The sequence below is a fragment of the Streptomyces albus subsp. albus genome (assembly GCF_000719865.1).
Lineage (GTDB): Bacteria > Actinomycetota > Actinomycetes > Streptomycetales > Streptomycetaceae > Streptomyces > Streptomyces albus_E.
Map to the genome: position 1 here is coordinate 182,149 of NZ_JOID01000001.1, position 19,856 is coordinate 202,004.

At 73.2% G+C, this 19,856-nt stretch carries 23 protein-coding genes and 6 tRNA genes; 14 read left to right on the top strand and 15 right to left on the bottom strand.

The annotated features are described in order from the left end of the window. Positions 1–285: 285 nt before the first annotated feature. The 4 genes from IF83_RS0100780 (at position 286) to IF83_RS0100795 (ending at position 4,376) form a co-directional block, all read left to right on the top strand. A complete protein-coding gene (locus IF83_RS0100780) occupies positions 286–1,791 on the top strand; it encodes a lipase family protein (RefSeq protein WP_078843041.1) in 1,506 nt (501 codons plus the stop codon). A 77-nt stretch (positions 1,792–1,868) separates the two neighbouring features. Beyond that, entirely contained in the window at positions 1,869–3,464 is a 1,596-nt protein-coding gene (locus IF83_RS0100785; protein WP_030542023.1) for a GMC oxidoreductase, read from the top strand. Positions 3,465–3,703: 239 nt separating this feature from the next. Next, positions 3,704–3,979: a type II toxin-antitoxin system Phd/YefM family antitoxin gene (locus tag IF83_RS0100790; RefSeq protein WP_030542024.1), complete on the top strand. Its 276-nt coding sequence runs from the start codon at positions 3,704–3,706 to the stop codon at positions 3,977–3,979. Positions 3,980–4,010: 31 nt separating this feature from the next. Beyond that, entirely contained in the window at positions 4,011–4,376 is a 366-nt protein-coding gene (locus tag IF83_RS0100795; protein WP_394297292.1) for a type II toxin-antitoxin system VapC family toxin, read from the top strand. 41 nt (positions 4,377–4,417) lie between these two features. Here IF83_RS0100795 and IF83_RS0100800 read toward each other — a convergent pair whose 3' ends face one another. Beyond that, a complete protein-coding gene (locus IF83_RS0100800) occupies positions 4,418–4,990 on the bottom strand; it encodes a dihydrofolate reductase family protein (protein WP_030542026.1) in 573 nt (190 codons plus the stop codon). 229 nt (positions 4,991–5,219) lie between these two features. Beyond that, positions 5,220–5,696 (bottom strand): carboxymuconolactone decarboxylase family protein, encoded by a 477-nt coding sequence (locus IF83_RS0100805; RefSeq protein WP_030542027.1) that lies wholly within the window; start codon positions 5,694–5,696, stop codon positions 5,220–5,222. Positions 5,697–5,971: 275 nt separating this feature from the next. On the opposite strand from IF83_RS0100805, the gene IF83_RS0100810 reads away from it, so the two are divergent. Both IF83_RS0100810 and IF83_RS0100815 read left to right on the top strand, forming a co-directional pair. Continuing rightward, a complete protein-coding gene (locus tag IF83_RS0100810; protein WP_107046673.1) occupies positions 5,972–6,868 on the top strand; it encodes a helix-turn-helix domain-containing protein in 897 nt (298 codons plus the stop codon). Beyond that, positions 6,865–7,053 (top strand): DUF397 domain-containing protein, encoded by a 189-nt coding sequence (locus IF83_RS0100815; protein WP_030542029.1) that lies wholly within the window; start codon positions 6,865–6,867, stop codon positions 7,051–7,053. The genes IF83_RS0100810 and IF83_RS0100815 overlap by 4 nt, the downstream gene beginning before the upstream one ends. Before the next feature lie 78 nt (positions 7,054–7,131). Here IF83_RS0100815 and IF83_RS0100820 read toward each other — a convergent pair whose 3' ends face one another. The 4 genes from IF83_RS0100820 to IF83_RS0100835 all read right to left on the bottom strand — a co-directional run bounded on the left by IF83_RS0100820 (position 7,132) and on the right by IF83_RS0100835 (position 9,802). After that, positions 7,132–8,037, bottom strand: a complete 906-nt coding sequence (locus IF83_RS0100820; protein ID WP_158710961.1) for a PASTA domain-containing protein — start codon at positions 8,035–8,037, stop codon at positions 7,132–7,134. Positions 8,038–8,525: 488 nt separating this feature from the next. Continuing rightward, positions 8,526–9,083: an AMIN-like domain-containing (lipo)protein gene (locus IF83_RS0100825; protein ID WP_030542031.1), complete on the bottom strand. Its 558-nt coding sequence runs from the start codon at positions 9,081–9,083 to the stop codon at positions 8,526–8,528. Between the two features lie 190 nt (positions 9,084–9,273). Next, a tRNA-Val gene (locus tag IF83_RS0100830) sits at positions 9,274–9,348 on the bottom strand. Positions 9,349–9,400: 52 nt separating this feature from the next. After that, complete coding sequence (locus IF83_RS0100835) at positions 9,401–9,802, bottom strand: TIGR02611 family protein (protein WP_051722363.1); 402 nt, start codon at positions 9,800–9,802, stop codon at positions 9,401–9,403. A 323-nt stretch (positions 9,803–10,125) separates the two neighbouring features. Here IF83_RS0100835 and IF83_RS0100840 point away from each other — a divergent pair, with 323 nt between their 5' ends. Both IF83_RS0100840 and IF83_RS0100845 read left to right on the top strand, forming a co-directional pair. Continuing rightward, positions 10,126–10,539, top strand: coding sequence for an SsgA family sporulation/cell division regulator (locus IF83_RS0100840; protein WP_003959770.1), 414 nt, complete (start codon positions 10,126–10,128; stop codon positions 10,537–10,539). Positions 10,540–10,764: 225 nt separating this feature from the next. Beyond that, complete coding sequence (locus tag IF83_RS0100845; protein ID WP_030542033.1) at positions 10,765–11,325, top strand: CGNR zinc finger domain-containing protein; 561 nt, start codon at positions 10,765–10,767, stop codon at positions 11,323–11,325. 46 nt (positions 11,326–11,371) lie between these two features. Here IF83_RS0100845 and IF83_RS29675 read toward each other — a convergent pair whose 3' ends face one another. Beyond that, entirely contained in the window at positions 11,372–11,632 is a 261-nt protein-coding gene (locus IF83_RS29675; protein WP_158710962.1) for a hypothetical protein, read from the bottom strand. A gap of 88 nt (positions 11,633–11,720) precedes the next feature. Further along, positions 11,721–12,233, bottom strand: a complete 513-nt coding sequence (locus tag IF83_RS0100855; protein ID WP_030542034.1) for a hypothetical protein — start codon at positions 12,231–12,233, stop codon at positions 11,721–11,723. Between the two features lie 205 nt (positions 12,234–12,438). On the opposite strand from IF83_RS0100855, the gene IF83_RS0100860 reads away from it, so the two are divergent. Continuing rightward, positions 12,439–12,963, top strand: coding sequence for a DsbA family protein (locus IF83_RS0100860; protein ID WP_030542035.1), 525 nt, complete (start codon positions 12,439–12,441; stop codon positions 12,961–12,963). A 253-nt stretch (positions 12,964–13,216) separates the two neighbouring features. Here IF83_RS0100860 and IF83_RS0100865 read toward each other — a convergent pair whose 3' ends face one another. The 3 genes from IF83_RS0100865 to IF83_RS0100875 form a co-directional block, all read right to left on the bottom strand. Further along, entirely contained in the window at positions 13,217–14,056 is an 840-nt protein-coding gene (locus IF83_RS0100865) for a GNAT family N-acetyltransferase (protein WP_030542036.1), read from the bottom strand. Positions 14,057–14,177: 121 nt separating this feature from the next. After that, positions 14,178–15,002, bottom strand: a complete 825-nt coding sequence (locus IF83_RS0100870) for an aminotransferase class IV (protein WP_030542037.1) — start codon at positions 15,000–15,002, stop codon at positions 14,178–14,180. Then, the gene (locus tag IF83_RS0100875) at positions 14,999–16,135 is read right to left on the bottom strand and encodes a chorismate-binding protein (RefSeq protein ID WP_051722326.1); all 1,137 of its coding nucleotides are present in this window, start codon (positions 16,133–16,135) and stop codon (positions 14,999–15,001) included. The genes IF83_RS0100870 and IF83_RS0100875 overlap by 4 nt, the downstream gene beginning before the upstream one ends. Before the next feature lie 175 nt (positions 16,136–16,310). On the opposite strand from IF83_RS0100875, the gene IF83_RS0100880 reads away from it, so the two are divergent. From IF83_RS0100880 to IF83_RS0100900, 5 genes are all read left to right on the top strand, one after another. Then, positions 16,311–16,383 (top strand) — tRNA-Gly (locus IF83_RS0100880). 30 nt (positions 16,384–16,413) lie between these two features. Further along, positions 16,414–16,484: transfer RNA gene (locus IF83_RS0100885), tRNA-Cys, on the top strand. A gap of 1 nt (position 16,485) precedes the next feature. Then, a tRNA-Val gene (locus tag IF83_RS0100890) sits at positions 16,486–16,557 on the top strand. Between the two features lie 68 nt (positions 16,558–16,625). Continuing rightward, positions 16,626–16,697 (top strand) — tRNA-Val (locus IF83_RS0100895). Between the two features lie 11 nt (positions 16,698–16,708). Continuing rightward, positions 16,709–16,780, top strand: a tRNA-Val gene (locus IF83_RS0100900). Between the two features lie 93 nt (positions 16,781–16,873). On the opposite strand, the gene IF83_RS0100905 is transcribed toward IF83_RS0100900, so the two are convergent. From IF83_RS0100905 to IF83_RS0100920, 4 genes are all read right to left on the bottom strand, one after another. Next, complete coding sequence (locus IF83_RS0100905) at positions 16,874–17,167, bottom strand: TFIIB-type zinc ribbon-containing protein (protein ID WP_030542039.1); 294 nt, start codon at positions 17,165–17,167, stop codon at positions 16,874–16,876. 68 nt (positions 17,168–17,235) lie between these two features. After that, on the bottom strand, positions 17,236–18,336 hold the full coding sequence (locus IF83_RS29680) for a phosphotransferase family protein (RefSeq protein WP_037678119.1): 1,101 nt from the start codon (positions 18,334–18,336) through the stop codon (positions 17,236–17,238). 616 nt (positions 18,337–18,952) lie between these two features. After that, on the bottom strand, positions 18,953–19,186 hold the full coding sequence (locus IF83_RS0100915) for a hypothetical protein (protein ID WP_030542041.1): 234 nt from the start codon (positions 19,184–19,186) through the stop codon (positions 18,953–18,955). Positions 19,187–19,411: 225 nt separating this feature from the next. Then, entirely contained in the window at positions 19,412–19,651 is a 240-nt protein-coding gene (locus tag IF83_RS0100920; RefSeq protein WP_030542042.1) for a hypothetical protein, read from the bottom strand. Between the last annotated feature and the right edge of the window lie 205 nt (positions 19,652–19,856).

Consider the following 19,856-nt stretch of genomic DNA (forward strand, 5'->3'; position numbering starts at 1 on the left):
TGGCACGTGCGGGCATCTTGTCACTGAGTGACACCTACCTCTACTCTCCCGATGTGACCGCGGGTAACACCCGCGGTGGACGCCAGGGCGCCGTACCGGACTTGGCCGGTCGGAGCCGGTGACGTCCGGGCGGCGGAGCCGCCACCAGCGAGCGCCGGGGCGCCCCGGCGGCCTGCGCGTACGGCCCGGCCGCCACGGACGGCAGGTGGCGGGCGGCGCCACAGCCCGCGCCGTCCCACGCCGCGCGAGAAACACCCACACCCACACGAACGGGGAGCGCCCACCATGGACCGACCCACCAGCGACCAGCCGAATCCCGCTTCCGCCGCACACCCCGGCGCCGCACACCCCGCCACCGAACACCCCGCCACCGAACACCCCGCCACCGAACGCGCGGACTCCGCGCACGCCGGCCCCGGCCGCGCCGCGTCCCCCGCACGCCGCGGCCGCACCACACCGCCTGCCCGCGGCCGTCTGCTGGTCACCGCACTCGCGGCCCTCGCCTGCCTCGGCGTCCAGACGCTCCCCGCCGCGGCAGTCACCGGCTCGGACCCCGTGGTCTCCCGCGGCGTCACCATCCCCGCCTTCTACCAGCCGCCCGAGTCCCTCCCCGAGGCCAACGGTGCCCTGGTCCGGACCGAGCCCCTCCCCCTGGCCCTGAGCCTGAGCCTGCCGGGCCTCGACGGCCCGCTCCCCGGCCGGGCGACGCGGCTGATGTACAAGTCCACCGACGCGGGCGGCAGCCCGGTCGCGGTGACGGGCGCCTACATCGAACCCACGGCGGCCTGGAAGGGCGAGGGCCCGCGTCCGCTGGTGGCCGTGGCCCCCGGCACCATGGGCCAGGGCGACCAGTGCGCGGCCTCGATGGCCCTCCAGCACCCCATCATGCTGAACGGCCGTACCGTGTCCGTGGGTTACGAGGACCTCTCCGTCTACCGGCTCCTGGCCTCGGGCGCCGCGGTGGTGGTCACCGACTACGCCGGGCTGGGCGCGACCGACCGCCTCCACACGTACGTGAACCGTCTCGACGGCGGGCACGCCCTGCTGGACGCCGTCCGCGCGGCGCGCGCCGTGCCCGGGGCGTCGGTCACCTCCGCGTCGCGCGTCGGCCTCTACGGCTACAGCCAGGGCGGCGGCGCGGCCGCGTCAGCCGCCGAACTCCAGCCGTCCTACGCCCCGGAGATCCCCCTGTCCGGCACCTACTCCGGCGCGCCTCCGGCCGATCTGACCGAGGTCATGGAGGGGATCGACGGCAGTGCCCTGGCCGGCGCCCTGGGCTGGTCGCTGAACGGTTTCCTCCAGACCGACCCCGGGCTGGGCGACATCGCGGACCGCTACCTCAACGACGCCGGCAGGGCCGCGCTGGCCGACCTGTCCACGATGTGCGTCGGCGACGCGATCTTCGGCTACGCCTTCGCCAAGAGCACGGCATGGACCAGCAACGGCGAGTCCGTCGGCGACATCGTCCGCGGCGAACCGAGGATGCGGGCCATGCTCGACGCCCAGCGCATCGGCACGCTGAAGCCGGCCGGCCCCGTGCGCCTGGTGACCGGCATCCAGGACGACATCGTCCCCCACGCACAGGCCCGTCAACTCGCCGTCGACTGGTGCCGGAAGGGCGCCGACGTCACCTACAAGGCCGTCGCCCTGCCGAACCTCGGCGACGGGCTGCTCACCAACCACCTGGTGCCGCTCCTCACCGACCAGGGCGACGCCGTCTCCTGGCTGACCGACCGCCTCTCCGGCGAGGCCACCACCTCGAACTGCCGGACCATGCCCTTCCAGCCCTGACGCGACCTCACCGCCCCTGGCGGCGCCGGAGAACCTTCTCCCACCACCCCCACCCTCACCCCCCACAGGAGCTGCCCATGCCCACCACCAGGCGCGCCTTCCTCACCGGAGCCGCGGGAATCGGAGCGGCGAGCCTGCTCACGTCTCCCGCCGCCGCGGCCGCACCGGCCCGCGTGCGGCTCACCCGGGAGGAGCACCGGGCCGTCGTCATCGGCTCGGGATTCGGAGGGGGCGTGACGGCGCTCCGGCTGGCGCGGGCCGGCGTCCCCGTGACCGTGCTGGAGCGCGGGCGCCGCTGGCCGACGGGGCCGGACGCGGACACGTTCCCGACCATGGCGCGGCTGGACAAGCGGACGCTGTGGTACGGCACCGTGCCGGCGGCGGTCCGGCCACTGGCGCGACTGCTGGGAGCCCCGCTGGACTTCGCCCCGTACGTCGGGCTGCTCGAACCGGTGCTCGGCGAGAACATGCTGGGTGTCTGCGCCTCCGGGGTCGGCGGCGGCTCGCTCGTGTACCAGGGGATGACGCTGCAGCCGTCGGAGGCGGTGTTCACCACCTGGCTGCCGGAGCAGCTCGACTACCGGCGCATGGACCGGGTCCACTATCCACGGGTCGCGCGGATGCTGAAGGTCGCGACGGCGCCGGACGAACTGATCCGCACCCCGAACTACTACGCCGCAAGGCTGTTCGCCGAACGCGTGCGGAAAGCGGGCTACGGCCTGGAGAAGATCCCGATGCCGATCGACTGGGACTACGCCCTGGCCGAGCTGCGCGGCGAGATGAAGCCGTCCTACACGAACGGCGACTGCGCGCTCGGCGTCAACAACGGCGGCAAGCACTCGGTCGACGTGACGTACCTGCGGCAGGCGGAGGCGACGGGCAGGGTCACCGTCGCGACGCACCACAACGTCACCCGCGTCGTCCGTGCCAAGGACGGGCGCTGGGAGGTGCACGCCGACCGCACCGACGACGCGGGCCGGGTGCTGGAGCAGAAGATCCTCACCACCCGGGCCCTGGTCATGGCGGCCGGCAGCCTGAACACCAGCAAGCTGCTCGTCCGCGCCGGCGCCCTCGGCGACATCCCCGATCTGCCCGACGGGCTCGGCGAGGGATGGGGGACGAACGGCGACCGGATCTACGCCTGGACCAGTCTCCAGGAGGACTTCGGCGCCGAACAGGGCGGCCCGGTGATCTACGGCAGCAAGGACTGGGACGACCCGGCGACAGCGAACACCGTCATCCAGGCCTCCCTCCCGCCCCTGGGCGTCAACGCGAGGACGACCATGCTGGTCGGATTCGGCGTCAGCCCGGACCGCGGCCGGTTCCGCTACAACGCGCTCACCGACTCGGTATCGCTCCACTGGCCCCGGAACGGCGACGCCGGCAGCCACCGGCAGATCCAGCGGCGGGTCTCGGCGCTCTCCCGGGGACTCGGCGTCCTCACGGACACCAACAACCTCGTCAACAGCACCTGGCACCCGCTCGGCGGCGCCGCGATGGGCACCGTGTGCGACCTCGAGGGCCGGGTGCGGGGCCAGCGCGGCCTGTACGTCCTCGACGGCGCCCTCATCCCGGGCACCACGGGCGCGTGCAACCCGTCGATGACGATCGCCGCCGTGGCCGAACGGGCGATGGACGCGATCACCACCCGGGACGTCGGCACGATCATCTGAGCCGGCCCGCCGCCCTCCCGTCCGGGGCCCCTGTCCACGGTCCCGTCCCGTCCCTCGGCGCGGCGGGCCGACGGTGGTTCACCGTGGTCGCGGCCGCGCAGGTGGCGAGCCCCCGGCCCGGAGGTCCCGAGCGCGCCGCGAGGGCCGCCGGCACAGTGGGACGAGAGGAGCCACCAGGGCGGGCGCCCGCCCAAGAAAGGACCGTAGCCCGGCGAGACACGCCGGGCTACACTGGTCGCATGAAGACGATCACCCAGCGCGAGTTCCGCAACAACTCCGCGGCCGTCATGGACGCGGTCGAGGCCGGCGATGTTTACCACATCACACGGAACGGTACGGAGGTCGCCGAACTGCGCCCCATCCGCCGCAGGCGCAGGCTGAGCGCCGAGGAGCTCGTGGAGCGGCATCGCGGGCTCCCCCGCGTCGACTACGCGGAGATGCGCAGGGAAGGAGACGAGTTCTTCGGCTCCGAAGAGCGCGTCGACGAGGACCCGTGGCAGCGCGGCCGTGGCTGACCGCTTCCCCTCCGGGGTCCTGGATACCTGCGTGTACATCGACCTGGGTCTGCTCGATCCCGCCGCCCTGCCCGCCGCTCCCGAGCTCACCGCCATCACCATGGCCGAATTGCAGCAGGGGGTGGCGGTGGCCCAGAACCCCGTGGCCAGGGCCGCGAGGATGGAGAAGCTGGGGGCAGCCGCCGCCGACTTCGACCCCCTGCCCTTCGACGCCGACGCCGCGGCGCGCTACGGCACGCTGGTGTCCCTCACGCTCGCGGCCAACCGCAATCCCCGTCCCCGCAGACTGGACCTGATGATCGCCGCGATCGCCTCCGTCCACGGCTTGCCGTTGTTCACCCGCAACCCGGACGACTTCAAAGGGCTCGACAGCGCGGTGACCGTCGTGACCGTCTGAGCGACCCGGGCCGGTCAGCGACGGGAGCCCCGGAAGCCCTGTCAGCGGACGACGTCGAACACGTTCAGCTGCAGGCCGTTGGCATAGGCGGCGTGCTCGACCAGTTTCAGCTTCTGCGCGTCCTTGTCCGTGGCGCTGAAAAGCCGCTTGCCCGCGCCGAGCAGGAGCGGGAAGACGAGCAGGTGGTAGCGGTCGACGAGGCCGGCGTCCGAGAGGGCCCGGTTCAGGGAGGCGCTGCCGTGGACGATGATCGGGCCGCCCTCGGTCTTCTTCAGCGCGGCGACCTCGTCGAGCGAGCGCAGGATCGTCGTCTCGCCCCAGTCCGCCACCAGGTCGTCCTCGCCGAGGGTGGTGGACACGACGTACTTCGGCATCGCCTTGTAGTCCGCGAAGTCCTCCATGGCGGGCCACACCGGGCTGAACGCCTGGTAGCTGACGCGGCCCAGCAGCATCGCGGTGGCTTCCCTCTGCTCACGGTCCTTGATGTCGTACGCCTCGGGGAGAAACTCGACGTCCTTGAAGGTCCACCCGGAGTTGCGGTAGCCGGGCTCGCCGCCCGGGGCTTCCACGACGCCGTCGAGTGACATGAAGGCCGTGCTGATCAGGGTGCGCATCTCAGTTCCTCGGTGTCTCGTGTCCGGTTCTCGGCAGGCTCGGCCGGCGCGGGTTTCCGCCGCCCTTGTGGCCGCGGCGCACCAACCATGATCTCTGACCGCCGGTCACGGGAAAACTCATCGGCCGCCGCCCGCCCGTTTCCGTCACCGGCGCCCCGGGTCCCGGTGAGGGGACCCGGGGCGCGTGCCGCCCCCGTGCGCGAGGCGGCGGCCCGGCCGGACGGTCCCGCTATCCGTGCTGCCCCGGCCGGTAGTCGCCGGCGGTGGGCTGCTGGGTGATGACGTTGAGACGGTTGAAGGCGTTGATGAGGGCGATGAAGGACACCAGGACCGTGAGCTGCTCCTCGTCGTAGTGCTTGGCGGCGTTCGCCCAGACGTCGTCCGGGACACCGCCGGCCGCGTCGGCGATACGGGTGCCCTGTTCGGCCAGCTCCAGCGCGGCGCGTTCGGCCTCGGTGAACAGCGTGGCCTCCCGCCAGGCCGCGACCAGATGCAGACGGGTGGAGGTCTCACCGGCGGCCAGGGCTTCCTTGGTGTGCATGTCGATGCATCCGGCGCAGCCGTTGATCTGACTGGCACGGAGCAGCACCAGTTCGCGCGTCGCGGGCGGCAGCGTCGATTCCCCGAGCACCCGCCCCGCCGCGGCGAGGTGCTTCAGGAAGGTGCCGGCGACCGGGCTGCCGAAGGGGTTCAGGCGAGCTTCCACGGTTGCAACTCCTGTTCGTCGTTGGTGACTACACCTCTCGGACGGAACAGCCGGGCGCGGTGTGACACGACCGCGTGTGACGTGCGCCTCCCCGGCGGTCCGCCGCGACGGCGGCGCCTCCAACGGCGGGCGTTCACGGACGCTCCCGAGCGACCGGACCCGTACGCAAAGTGATCGTACGGGCACTTTCAGTGGACAGCGTCCGGAGACCGGCGTCACGCTGGACGGGTTGCCCTGCGGGGAGTTCGCACGTCAAGCACATGAGGGGGCCGCGCATGACCACCGAGACCACGGAGACCACCGAGAACGACGAGATGACGGGAACCGCGGACGGTGGCGGTGTCGGCGGCTGCTTCCAGCGGGAGCCCGGCCCGTCGGACAGTCTGCGCACCTTCGGCGCCGTCGTCCAAGCCCTGCGCCAGCACGCCGGGCTCAGCCGGACCGACTTCGGCAAGCGCGTCAACTTCTCCAAACACACGGTCGAGTCCGTCGAGTTGGGCCGCCGCATGCCCGACCCCGCGTTCGTCGAACGAGCCGATGAGGCGTTGGGCAACACCGGCGCCCTGCGCAAAGCCGCCCAGCACCTGACCCGTGGCGAACCGGGACTCGCGTTGTGGTTCCGGCGGTGGGCACGGCTGGAGCGGGACGCGGTGAGCCTGTGGACGTACGAATGCCGGGTGGTGCCGGGGTTGTTGCAGTCGGAGGCGTATATGCGGGCGCTCTGCGAGAACGAGCTGCCACCCATGTCCGACGAGGCTGTGGAAGCCACGATCCGGGTCCGGCGGGAGCGACAGCGACTGCTCGCGGAACGTCTGACGACCGCCTTCGACTTCATCGTCGACGAGGCCGTGTTCCAGCGCCGTATCGGAGGGCCGGAGATCACCCGGGGGATGCTCGACCATGTTCTCGCGGCGGTCGCGCCGAGGAACGTCACCCTCCAGATCATGCCGGCGGCCTGCGAATACCACGCCTGCCTGGCCGGCCCGCTGCAACTGCTGGAGACTCCTGACGGAAGCTGGCGCGCCTACTCGGAAGGGCAGGAGAACGGCCGCCTGATCTCTGTCCCGAAAGCGGTCAGCAGGCTGCACATGCGCTATGCGAGACTGCGTTCGCAGGCCCTCTCCCCCGGGGATTCCGTGGGTCTGTTGCAGCGGATGCGAGGAGCCCTATGAGCAGCACGACCGGCCTCAACTGGTTCAAGTCCAGCTACAGCACGGCACAGGGCGACAGTTGCGTCGAGGTCGCCATCACGGAACGAACAGTCCACGTCCGGGACTCCAAGGACATGACGCTCCCGCACTTCCGCGTCGGCCGGGACGGCTGGGCGCGGTTCGTGCGGTACGCGGCCGCGCGCTGAGCGGCGCCGAGGCGTACCGGCGGATTCCCCCAGCGGGGCCGGCGGTACGCCTCGGCCGTTCACGCCGGCCGTGACCGGTTACGAGTAGTTCCAGCGCTGCCCGTCGGCGCGCTCCTTGCAGTAGATGATCCGTCCGCCCGCGTCGTGCGTCTGCAGGCCGAGGTGCTTGTTGGCGCAGAACTGGCCGGCCCGGTAGCAGTTGCCCGCCGGGGACATCAGTTCGCACTGGCCGTTCCACTGCCCGGTGTCACCGGAACCGCCCGAGCCACCGGAGCCGCTCCCGGAACCTCCGCCGGACGAGCTGCCGGTGCCGCTGTCGCGGGCGGGGGCCGGCGGGGTGTAGTCGGGGTCGTTCTTCCGGTCCTTGTAGGTGCCCTTCGCGGAGGGGCAGGAGTCGCCCTCGACGAGCGTGAGTTCGGCCTTGGTGCCCGGCTTGATGTCGCTGCCGGCCTTGGGGGACTGGAAGCAGACCGTGTAGTCGTCCGGGTCGCTCTCCGCGTCGTCCGCGGTGACGGTGACGTCCCTGTACGCCGAGCCGGCACTGATGTCGTCCTCGTCCAGCCCGGCCTTGGTCAGCGCCGTAACGGCCTTGGCGTAGACCGTGCCGGTGACGTCGGGGGTCTTGGGCCACGTCAGCGGGCCGCCGTCCTTCTTCGGGCAGAGGGCACCCTCTTCGACGGCTCCGTAGTCGACCGTGCCGTAGCCGATGTCCTCGAAGCAGACCTTCCAGCTTCCGGACGGCTCGGCGTCACCCTTGCTGGCGTTGTGCGCGGACGCGGTGTACCCGGCGGCCTCCGCCGCCTTGCGCGCCTTCCCGAGCGTCGTTCCCTTCTGGGAGGACATCCGCTCCGGCTGGGCCGTCACGGTCGTGGTGGCCGTCGCGGTGACTGTCTTCCTCGGCTCCGCCTGCGGATCTCCTCCCCCGCACGCGCCGAGCAGAGCGACGGCCAGCACGCCGAGGACAGCGGATCTCCCGCGCGTCACGGCACGGCCGGCTATCCGCTCCGCCCTGCCCGCGAAACGTCCCGCCCCCGGCCGTCCGTGGATCCGCTGTCCCCGCCGTGCGTTCCGTCCGGCATGAAGGTGTGTCATCGGTCCCCCCTGATGGTTCTTTTCGCGCGGAGGGAGCTCGGCCGGGCGGAGCCGCGCCGGGACGCGTGATGCGCGATGCGCACCGCCGCTTCACCGGCTCTCCGTTCACCGGCGGCTTGTCCCGGCACGCCGAATCGCTCCCGCTCCTTCCACGGAGCAGGGAGCACGGCGCGCGTCCACCGCACACAGTGTCGTCAACTGCGCGGTAGGCTAACAGGTGTTGACACAGTCAATGAGCATTACGTCAGAACCAGATGATGATTCGGGTGCGGGCGAACGCAGGCAGGGCAGAACAAGGGGGAAGAAGGGGGCGGGCGGCCTCGCCCGCAGGCGTGTCCGGCCCGCCGCCCGGCTGCGCGGGCGGCGGGCCGGTGGCCGGTTCACCAGGTGTGCGCCACGTCGACCACCAGGTGGTCGGCCGTCTGGAAGACCCGGAACGGCAGCCGGGCGCGGACGCCCAGCCCCACCTGGGTCTGGCCCTCGAAGCTGCCCGCGACCACGACGTCCCGGAAGGTCCGGTATCCGTCGACGTTCAGCCTCACGCCCGGGAGGGTCGGCTCCATCGTCTCCGGGTCGTAAGCGGGCGCGAAGGCCACGACCTCCAGGATCGCGCCGCCCTTGACCGGAATCAGATCACCGGATCCGTCCTGGCGCAGTTGGCTGACGTAGCGGACGTAGTAGCCGATCCGGTCGGCGGCCGTACCGTCGATGTCGAAGACCAGACGGTCGTAGCAGTCGTGCCGTCCGCTCCTGATGTTCACCAGCGGCTTGTAGTCGGAGTCCCACTCTGCCTTGACCCCGCTCCCCCAGGTCACGGAGCATTCCCCGGCCGGTGCCCGTGCCGGTGCCGGCCCCGCACCCGCGGCCGGTGTCGTGGTCGCCGCCAGACCGGCGAAGGCCAGTATCAGCGCGGCCAGTGTGCCGCTCAGTCGTCGCATGACTACCCCCCAGTAGTTGTCTGTACCTCTGCAACCGGTAAGACCAGGGGCTCCCTTGAATTGTTGCCCGGCATACCGGCCAACCTGCCGCGGTCCGTGAACCGGGCGCACGGGACCGGGCTCGCGGCCCCGAACCCACGCAAAAGACCGCGGGCCGGGGAGACTGTCCGTCTCCCCGGCCCGCGGCCGGTGGTGGGCGATACTGGGTTCGAACCAGTGACCTCTTCGGTGTGAACGAAGCGCTCTCCCGCTGAGCTAATCGCCCGGGCGCGGGCCCAACATTACCGCACGCCGGGGCCTGCTCAGGACCGCTGTCGCTACCAGGCCACGTCCCACGGCATCCGGAAGCCGAACTCCCAGACGTAGTAGCCGCAGCCGGCCGCGGCGATCACACCGCCGGTGATCGTCAGGATGATGTTCCGCCGCCGCACCCTGGGGTCGAGCGCCTTCTTGGCGGCCTCCTTGACCTTCCGCTTCGTCCACCGCAGCACCAGCTGGGCCCAGACGAACTCGGTCGCCCAGATCGCCATACCGGCGAATATCACGACCCAGCCGGGCCCGGGCAGAACGAGCATGGCGGCCCCGGCGGCCACGACCGCGAGGCCGACCAGGAACACCCCGACCTGCCAGCTCAGATGGAGCGGCCGGGAGGCCCGGATGAAGCGCGGGGCCCGAGAGCCGAGCCGGTGCTCGCCCCCGCCCTCCGGATCAGACTCCACTTCCGCCTCCGGCCCCGGCTCCGTTCTCGTCCCGACCACCGTCGCACTCCGGGCCCCGCTCCGCACCTCGGCGGCCGCGGCACCGGCCGGCGCCGGACCGACGACCCCCCGGCGCCCGTCACTCTCCGCATCCATGGATCAAACCTACCGGACACCCCGGCGCGGCCGGAACGGTCGTGAGTATGACCGAAGACTCCTCCATACGGGTTACGCAAAGGCCCGTAAAAGGGTCAGAGGGGTTTACAACCGGACCCTCGGTGGCATGTCGATTTCGCCGACGTGCGAATCCCCGAGCGCACACTGAGCGAAAGGCCATGGCGCTTATGAACACCACGGTCAGCTGCGAGCTGCACCTGCGCCTCGTTGTGTCGAGCGAATCCTCCCTGCCTGTCCCGGCGGGCCTGCGGTATGACACGGCCGATCCCTACGCCGTGCACGCCACCTTCCACACCGGAGCCGAGGAAACCGTCGAGTGGGTGTTCGCCCGCGACCTCCTCGCCGAGGGGCTGCACCGGCCCACCGGCACCGGCGACGTCCGGGTGTGGCCATCCCGCAGCCACGGGCAGGGGGTCGTCTGCATCGCCCTGAGCTCACCGGAGGGCGAAGCACTGCTCGAAGCCCCGGCGCGGGCGCTGGAATCCTTCCTCAAGCGGACGGACGCCGCGGTGCCGCCCGGCACCGAACACCGGCACTTCGACCTCGACACCGAACTCTCCCACATCCTCGCGGAGAGCTGAGGAGGCAGGAATCGCGGGTCAGCCACCCGCAGCAACGCAACCGCTCACCGCTCAAGCCGTCCGACTCGGGGCGACGGCTCGGGCCCGGACCAGCGCAGGACCGCGAACGACAGCGCCCTCCACCACGGTGGCTCCGCGGTGGAGGGCGCCGTCGCGCCCGGCGAGCCGCTAGAGTCGGCCGGCATCCGAAGAGGAAGCCGCCGACCACCGGCCAGGGAGCGATCCGTGCTGATCAACCACGACACCCGGTGCGCGCTCGACAGCGTCATCGATCTCGTGAACACCTCGGGGGAGGGCGACGAGCCCGACGCCCTCCAGGACCTCGCGGACCTCCACCGCTTCGTCCGCCGCCACGACATCAGCGACGTGGGCACCCTCGGCGCGGAGGACCTCGCCGCCGTACGGGACGTCCGCGCCCGCTTCGCGGAGGTCTTCGCCGCCGGAGGCACCGCGGAGGCCGCACGCCTGCTCAACGCCATGGTGGCGGCCGCCGGCACCACGCCCCGGCTGACCGACCACGACGGCTACGACTGGCACATCCACTACTTCGCGCCGGGCTCCTCAATAGCGGACCACCTCGCCGCCGACGGGGGCATGGCCCTCGCCTTCCTCGTCGTGGCCGGCGAGCGGGAGCGGCTGCGGCGCTGCGAGGCCCCGGACTGCCGCCGGGCCTTCGTCGACCTCTCCCGCAACCGCTCGCGCCGCTACTGCGACAGCCGCACCTGCGGCAACCGGCTGCACGTGGCCGCCTACCGGGCCCGGCGCCGGGAGGCCGCGGAACAGTGAGCCCGGCGGGCTCCCGGGACGGCGGGCGCGGGCCGGAACCGGGGCCTCACCACCGGTGGAGACCGAAGAGGTCGTAGACGGCGCCGAAGAGCAGCAGGGAGCCGATGACGGTGAGGAAGAGCATCAGCGGCGGCTGGGAGAGCGCGTAGAGGCAGCCGCGGCTCTCGGAGGGCGCGGCGGGCACGACGGGCGCGGCGGATTCGACGGGTTCGGCGGGTTCGGCGGCGAGCGGAACGGGGCTCCGGGGGCTCGGCTCTGCGCAGGTCAGGGGTGGTTCGGTGGCCCGAAGGGCAAGGTCGTCTTTCATCTCGGGCAGATGATGACGCACGCGCGGCCACGCACAACGCCAAGACGCCGGAATTCACCCGGAGTTCAAATGTTCTCGGCTCTACTTTCTAGATTCCGTGCTTCTTCAGAATCGCCTCGATGTCCTCGAAGTCCTCCAGCCCGGTGTCCCCGCCGCCCCGCTTGCCGCTCTTGCCGCTCTTGCCGCTCTTGCCGGACGGTTCCTCCCGGCCCGGCGGGCGTCCGGGGCCCAGGGACGGCGTCGACGCGCCCGGCGCCACCGCGCCCCGCCGCTCCCCGCCGGAGGCCGCCCGGCGTTCCGCACGGGACGAGCCGCGGCGCCTGCCCACGATCCGGGTGACGACCAGCAGCACCGCGGAGACCGCCAGGACCGCGAACCCGGCCCAGACGGACGGCTTCAGCACCAGACCGGCGGCCCAGTCGGCCGTGGCCGCGGCGACGTCACCGGCCAGATCGGCCAGCCCGGCCATCGCCAGGCCGACGGGGATCAGGGCGAGGGCGGCGATCCTGGTCGCGGCCAGGAAACGCTTCCGGTAGGCGGTGAGCAGGGCGACGGCCAGGCCGGCCGCGGACAGCGCGACGCAGACGGTCGTGGTCAGCATGGCGGTCCCCCACCGACGATCGCGGACATGGCCACTCCCATCCCCCGTGCGTTCCTGCGTCCGTTCGTTCCGTGTTCCTCTTCCATCCTGCACCCGGCCGGGCGCAGGGGCCATGCCGCGGGGCCGGGGTCGGGGACTTTCCGGGGTCCGCGTCATCCTCAGGTGCCGGTCGTGGCCGCCCGGACGGGCTGGAAGACTTGAGGCCATGAGTGACACCACCACCGGAACCACCGTCGTCCTCGACGTCTGGTGCGAACTGCAGTGCCCCGACTGCCGCACCGCCCTGGCGGACCTCCGCGCCCTGCGCGCCCGCTACGGCGACGCCCTCGAGACCCGGCTGCGCCACTTCCCGCTGGACAAGCACCGGCACTCCCACGCCGCGGCCCAGGCCGCCGAGGAGGCGGCCGCCCAGGGCGAGGGCCGGCGCTACGCCGAGGCCGTCCTGGAGCGCGCCGAGGAGCTGGGGCGGCGCGGTGAGCCGGTGCTCGTGGAGGTCGCCCGCGAACTCGGCCTGGACGCCGAGGAGATGGACACCGCCCTGGTCGACGGCCGGCACATGCTGATCGTGGACGCCGACCAGGCGGAGGGGAAGGCGATCGGGGTGACCGGCACGCCGACGTATGTGATCGGCGGCGAGCGGCTCGACGGGAGCCGCAGCCAGGAGGGACTGCGGGAGCGCGTCGAGGCGATCGCGGACCGGCTGCTCGCGGAGGGCGGGAGCCGCTCCTGACCCGCCGCCCGCGCCGGGGCCGGGCCGGCCGCGCCGGCGCGGCCCGGGCGGGAATTCCGGGCCCGGCCGGAGGCCACCGCGACCGGCCGTGACGGCACGGGCTCGTACCGGGTGCCGGCAGCCGCCCGTCGGCCGTGCGCCGGGGGTGCGCCCCACGGGGAACCGCCCACCGCACGGCCCGCACCGCTTCTCCCCGGCGGAGGCGGAACCCGGCCGCGGGGCGCGGCCACCGCACGGCCCGCGGCCGGGCTGGTCAGAGCAGGGGCTTGGCGAGGAGGCGGAGGGCCGTCTCGTAGCCCAGGGAGGCGTAGAGGCGCACGGCCGGGGTGTTGTCCGTGAAGACGCGCAGACCGACGGTCTCCGCGCCGGCCGCCCGGCACTCGTGTTCGGCCACGAGCATCAGGGACCGGCCGTGGCCGCGTCCCCGGAACTCCTCCGCCACCTCTACCTCGTAGACGTGGGCGTCGACTCCCTCCGGTGCGCGCTCGCCCAGCCCGAGCCAGAGCACGCCGGTGTCCGCGCCCTCGTGGGCGAGGATCCGCAGCCGGGTCCCGGAGGTGCGGACCCCGTCCGGCAGCAGCCGCGCGTGGTCGGCCCGGGCCTTGGCGCGGGCCTGTTCCGCCGGGATGCCGCGCCCGGTCCAGAAGCGCGCGTAGCTCTCCTCGGCCTGCCGCCGCCAGGCGGTGAACTCGGTGGCGTTCATGGGGCGGCTCTCGCTTCCCGCCGGGAGGGGCGGCGGGTCGCCGGGGACCCGCTTGCGCAGATTCCGGGCGAACTCGGTGTACCCCAGGGCCTCCGCCATCCGCAGGGCCGCCCCCGAGGCCTCGGGTACGGCGATCTCCGCCCGGGCGCAGCCCCAGCCGCGCAGCACTTCCTCGGCGGCCAGGACGGCCACGGTGCCGCGCCCGCGCCGCCGGTCGGGCACGGCGATCCGCAGTCCTTCGATACGGCCCACGGCGGGGCCGGACCGGGCGTCCGCCGTGAGGCCGACGGTGCCCACGGGGCGGCTGTTGACGCAGACCTCGTAGCCGCGGGCCCGCGCACCGTCGCGGTCGCGCCGTTCCGGCCCCGTGGGCCGCAGAGTTGTCGTCATCACGATGTTGTACCGGGCGCGGACGCCCGGCGTCACCCGTCGTGCGGAACCGGGCTTCCCGCCGGCTCCGCCCCGCCCGGTCCGGGGTGGCGTCGGGCGGCCGGGTCGGGGGCGGGCCGGGTCAGGACGGGTCGGGGTCGGCCGCCGAGCGTTCCGCGAAGATCCGCATCGCCTTGGCCGTGACCGGTCCGGGGGCGCCGGGCAGCGTCCGGTCGCCGACCCGGTGCACGGCCTGGACGTCGCGCAGCGTGGAGGTCAGGAAGATCTCCTCGGCCCGGTCCAGGACGTCCATCGGCAGCTCGGTCTCCCGGGCGCCGGTCCACTCGACGGTCAGGGCGCGGGTGATGCCGGGGAGGCAGCCGGAGGTGAGCGGCGGGGTGTGCGGAACGCCGTCGAGGACCACGAAGACGTTGGAGCCGGTGCCTTCGCAGAGCTGCCCCACGGTGTTGCCGAACAGGGCCTCGGAGGCGCCCTGTTCACGGGCGCGGGCCAGCGCCAGGACGTTCTCCGCGTACGAGGTGGTCTTGAGGCCGGTCAGGGCGCCGCGTTCGTTGCGGACCCAGTCCACGGTGATGACGGCCGTGGTGTCCGGCGAGGGCTTGGCCTCGCCCAGGGCGACCACCAGGGTCGGCCGGGCGGTGCCGCGGTCGGAGCCGAGCGGGGAGAGCCCGCCGGTGTAGGTGATCCGCAGCCGGCCGTAGGGCAGGGGGTTGGCGGCCAGCACGGCCTCGCAGGCGTGCCGTACCTCATCGCGGTCGGGCTCCGGCAGGCCGAGGCCGCGGGCGGAGACGGCCAGCCGGTCGAGATGGCGGCTGACGGCGAAGGCCCGGCCGTCCTGGGCCTTGAGGGTCTCGAACACGCCGTCGCCGACGGTGAGTCCGTGGTCGAGCACGGAGACGCGCGCGTCGTCCGCGTCCCGCAGTTTCCCGCCCAGCCAGATCTTCACGGTGTCTCTCCTCGCGTTCCCCGGGCCGCGGTGTGCTCCGCGGCCTGCGGCTGTCCCGCTGCCTCCGGTCGCCCCGGACGCTCCGGTGGCTCCGGCGGCTCCGGACGCTCCGACGCTATCGCGAGGAGCCGGGACGCCTTGAGTTCGGTCTCGGCCCATTCGCGCTCGGGGTCGGAGCCCCAGGTGATGCCCGCGCCGGTGCCGAAGCGCAGCCGCGTGCCGCCGGGGGCCTCGCGGTCGATCCAGAAGGTGCGGATGCCGACGGCCAGTTCGCCGGTGCCGCGGTCCGCGTCGACCCAGCCGATACCGCCGCAGTACGGGCCGCGGGGCGCCGTCTCCAGCGCCTCGATGATCCGCAGCGCGCTGGACTTGGGCGCACCGGTGACGGAGCCGGGCGGGAAGGTGCCGTCCAGGAGTTCGGGCCAGCCCGTGCCGCCGGCCAGTTCGCCGCGCACCGTGGAGACCAGGTGCACCAGCCCCGGGTGCTCCTCGACGGCGCACAGCTCCGGGACGGTCACCGAGCCGGTGGCGCAGACCCGGCCGAGGTCGTTGCGGACCAGGTCCACGATCATCACGTTCTCGGCGTGGTCCTTCTCCAGCAGATCGGCGGCGGTGCGGCCGGTGCCCTTGATCGGCCCCGACTCCACGGTGCGGCCGCTGCGCCGCAGGAAGAGCTCGGGCGAGGCGGTGGCGATCTCCACGCCGTGCGCGGGCAGCCGGACGGTGCCCGCGTACGGGGCCGGGTTGCCGCGGGCCAGCAGCGCCGTCAGGGCGTCGATGTCGGCCGTGGCGGGGTCGGGCAGCGGCGCGGAGAGCACCCGGCAGAGGTTGGCCTGGTAGACCTCGCCCGCGGCGATGTGCTCCCGGATGCGGCGGACGCCGGCAAGGTAGCCGTCCCGGTCCAGGGAGGAGGTCCACTCCCCGGGGGCGGGGCCGCGCCAGGCTCCCGGGGCGGGAGCCTGGGGCCGCGCGGGCCGTACGTCGCCGAACCGCGCGCAGACGAGCCGCCCCTCGAAGCCGGCCACCACGGCCCAGAAGCCACTGGACTCCAGGGCCGCGGGATCGCCGGTGACGTCGCGCAGGTCAGCGGCGACGAGTCCGCCGAAGCGGGCCAGAGGGACGAGGTCGGACACGGGTGCGATTCTATGGCCGGCGGGCCGCCCGGCACTCGCCCGCCGGTGACGGGCGCAGCACGCTGGGCAAACGGAATTTGAGCTGGCCCGGGAATCCGCTAGAGTTCGACACGTCGCCGGGACGCGCAAGCGGACCGGGGACAGGGTGGCACCCGGAGTGATCCGGGGAAACCGTGCGGACGTGGCTCAGTTGGTAGAGCATCACCTTGCCAAGGTGAGGGTCGCGAGTTCGAATCTCGTCGTCCGCTCGAAGTGGGGATCATCCCTGGTCCCTGCCTGGTGGAGTGGCCGAGAGGCGAGGCAACGGCCTGCAAAGCCGTCTACACGGGTTCAAATCCCGTCTCCACCTCGGACGATTAGCTCAGCGGGAGAGCGCTTCCCTGACACGGAAGAGGTCACTGGTTCAATCCCAGTATCGTCCACCGGGTCCTTCGGGACCTCGCACCACCTGCGGCTCGGCCGCCGTCCCCGGACGGCTCCGGGCCGCCCCGCGCGATTAGCTCAGCGGGAGAGCGCTTCCCTGACACGGAAGAGGTCACTGGTTCAATCCCAGTATCGCGCACGCCGTATCCCGGACGATTAGCTCAGCGGGAGAGCGCTTCCCTGACACGGAAGAGGTCACTGGTTCAATCCCAGTATCGTCCACACCGAAGGGCCGAGGGCCGGAGCGAGAAGCTCCGGCCCTCGGTCGTGTGCCGCCGGTCCCACCGCGAGGTGCGGGGGCCGGGGGCGCGGGGCTCAGGAGGAGAAGAGCATCCGGCCGAAGCTCTTCTGCCGGTGGTGTCCGTAGTGGCCGTGGCCCCCGTGATGCTGAGCGCCCCAGGCGGGTGCGGCCGGGGCCGGACCGGCGGGGTAGCCCTGCGGCGCCGGGCCGGGCGGCGGAGCCTGCTGCGACCACTGCGACTCCAGCCGGGTCAGCGACTCCAGCTCCCCGTAGTCGAGGAAGATCCCCCGGCAACCGCTGCACTGCTCGATCTGCACACCGTTGCGGTTGTACATGTGCATCGGTGCGTGGCACTTGGGACACTGCATGATCGGCTCAGCTCCTCGCGAGTCCGTCGGCACCGCCGGGGCCGCCCCCGCCGATGAGTGTGTTCACCCTACGGGGACGCCCGCGTCCCGGCCGGGGGTTCCACCGGGAGCCGGGCCATCCGGGAGCAGGCGTCGACCAGCGCCTCCTCCGGCTCGTCGAGCGCCCGGCGCGCGGCCGCGGCCCTCACCAGCGCCTGGGCCGCCGACTGGACGGTCAACGCGCGGGCGGGGACGTCGAGATGCGGCCAGGGGTCGCCGTCGGCGGGCAGGGCCGCGCCGCCCGCGGACCGGTACCCGCCGAGGAAGCGGGTCCAGTCCTCCGGGGCGAGCAGGCCCGTGGCGTACCAGGCGGCGGGTCGGGCGAGGTCCCAGGCGGGCGGGCCGAGACCCAGGTCGTCCACGTCGATCAGCAGCCAGGGGCCGCCGGGGGCGGGGCTCCGGACGAGCTGGCCGAGGTGGAAGTCGCCGTGGCAGAGGGTGTGGTCCCCGGCGCCGGGCGGCGGCTCCTCCCCGCGCGCCCAGGCCGGCAGCCGCCCGGCCGCCCGCAGGACGGCGGCGGAGGCGGAGCCCGGCGGCACGTCCCGCAGCCGCCGCAGCGCCCGCGCGGTCTTGGCGGGGCCGCGCATGGGCGGCAGCGGGCCGGGGAGCGAGCGCGGCGGTACGGCGTGCAGCCGGGCGAGCAGGACCGCCGCCGCCTCCCAGGGAGCGGCGTCGGGGTCGTCCGGGCACACCGGGATGCCGTGGGGCCAGAGGGTGGCGGGGCGGCCGTCGCGCAGCTCCGCCAGGAGGACGGGCGGCGGGGCCGGGGCTTGGGCCGGGGCTAGGGATTGAGCCGGGCGTGAAACTTGGGCCCGAGCCGGGGCTCGGCTCGGGGACGGGGCTCGGCTCGGGGACGGGGCTCGGCTCGGGGACGGGGCTCGGCTCGGGGCCTGGGTTCGAGCCGGGGCCTGGGGGCGGCCCGGCCGTAGAGGCGGGGCGGGGACCGGCAGCGGGGCCAGGAGGATGCCGTCGAGCAGGGGGTGGGCGGCGACGCGGAGGCGTACGGACAGGGCCGCGCGGTCGCTGTCGGCGGGGTGGGCCTTGGAGACGACGGAGCCGAGCCGGACCACGGTGCCGTCGGGGCGGTCGGCGAGGACCAGGGGCCGGCCGGCCTCGCCGGTCTCCCCCATGTGCTCGGTACTGCCTGTGTGCTCGGTACCGCCCCTGCCCGTGGTGTCCGTTGTGCCCTTGGTGCTCCCGCCGCCGTCGGTGCTGCCGGTGCTGCCACGACTCGGGCGCGGGCGCGGGACCGTAGTGTGCGGGGGCGTGGACGCTCCGGGCCCCCGGCTTTCTGCGCACTCTGGTGATGGCCCGGCCGTGGAGAGGGCTCCGGCCCGTGCGGCGATGCCGGCGAGTTCGCCGACGAGTGACCCGGTCATGCCCTGTCCCCTGCCCCCTTGCGGGACCGGCGCAGCCCGCGCGTGTTCACGGTCGCGCCGCTTGCGTACCGCCCCGTCGCGCGCAACCTATCCCGCTGTGCGGGCCCTCCGCGAGGGGTGGTGGGTCCGGTGCTTTCCTCCTCCGGCGCGGCGGCCCCTTCCGCCCGAACCGGTTCGTCCGACGAAGTGCCCCCGGGCGGCAGGCAGGGCCTTCGGCTCCGTTGCCGCCCGGGGCCGGGCAACACAACGCCCGGACAGCTCCCCGCTGTCCGGGCGTTCGTGCCGTCCGCCGTACCCCCGTCCCCACGGGGTGTTGCAGGCCGGAGTTCCCCGTCCCGGGCCGCTCTCCCCGGGGTCCGGTGCGCTGTCAGCGCCCCAGCAGTCCGGCCACGGACGACGCCTGTGTCATGACGGCCTCCCAGCCGCCGAAGACCACGGTGAGGAGTACCGCCAGGGGCAGCACCATCGCCGTGGCGACGAGCGGGTGACGGGTGCCGGAGCCGGCGGTGCCCGCGGACGGCGTCCGGGACGGAACCCCGACCGCACCGAGCGCCCTGCGCCCCTGCGTTCGGCCGACCGTTCGCTCGACTGTGCCCGCCATCGCCCCGTCTCCTGTCATGTCCGGAAGCGGCGGGCGTTGACCTCGGGGGACGAGTGCGTCCGCCCGCCGCTTGACTTCAACATTAGGGGCGCGGCCGGGACGGGGCGTCAGCCCGTCGTATCGACTTCCGGCCTCCCGCAGGATGACTGCCGGGCCCTCCGGCTACTCCTGTGGGTGGACATCCGCCTCCGGTCGTGCGGGTGTTCCCCGAGGGGACATCGCCCGTCACTCCCCCCGCTCCGACTCGTCGATCCTCGGGGCCGGGTGCTCGACCAGGGCGAGGACCCGGTTGGCCATGAAGCGGGCGGTGCGCACCGGGGTGCCGTTGCGGGTGACTTCACTCACCTCCACCACGCCCCGGCGCACCGCCGTCTCCACCCTGCGGCCGGCCCGGCCGGCCGTCATCTCGTACGTCCGTGTCGTGTCACCCGCGTCCACGACTATCTCCACGCGGTCACCCTTCACCGGATCAAACCCCCTTCTGCGACGGACCGTTGAGATCGCGCATCCGTGCCGGGCCACCGCGGTTCGCGCGGCTTCCCCCACTCCTTCAGGATCCCACCCGGCACTGACAATTCGCCGGGGCGGCGTATGCGCGGCCTATGCGCGCTCCGGCTCGCCGATCCGTAAGCTGTGCCTCGTCAGACCGACTGGGCAGCGGGGATTGGAA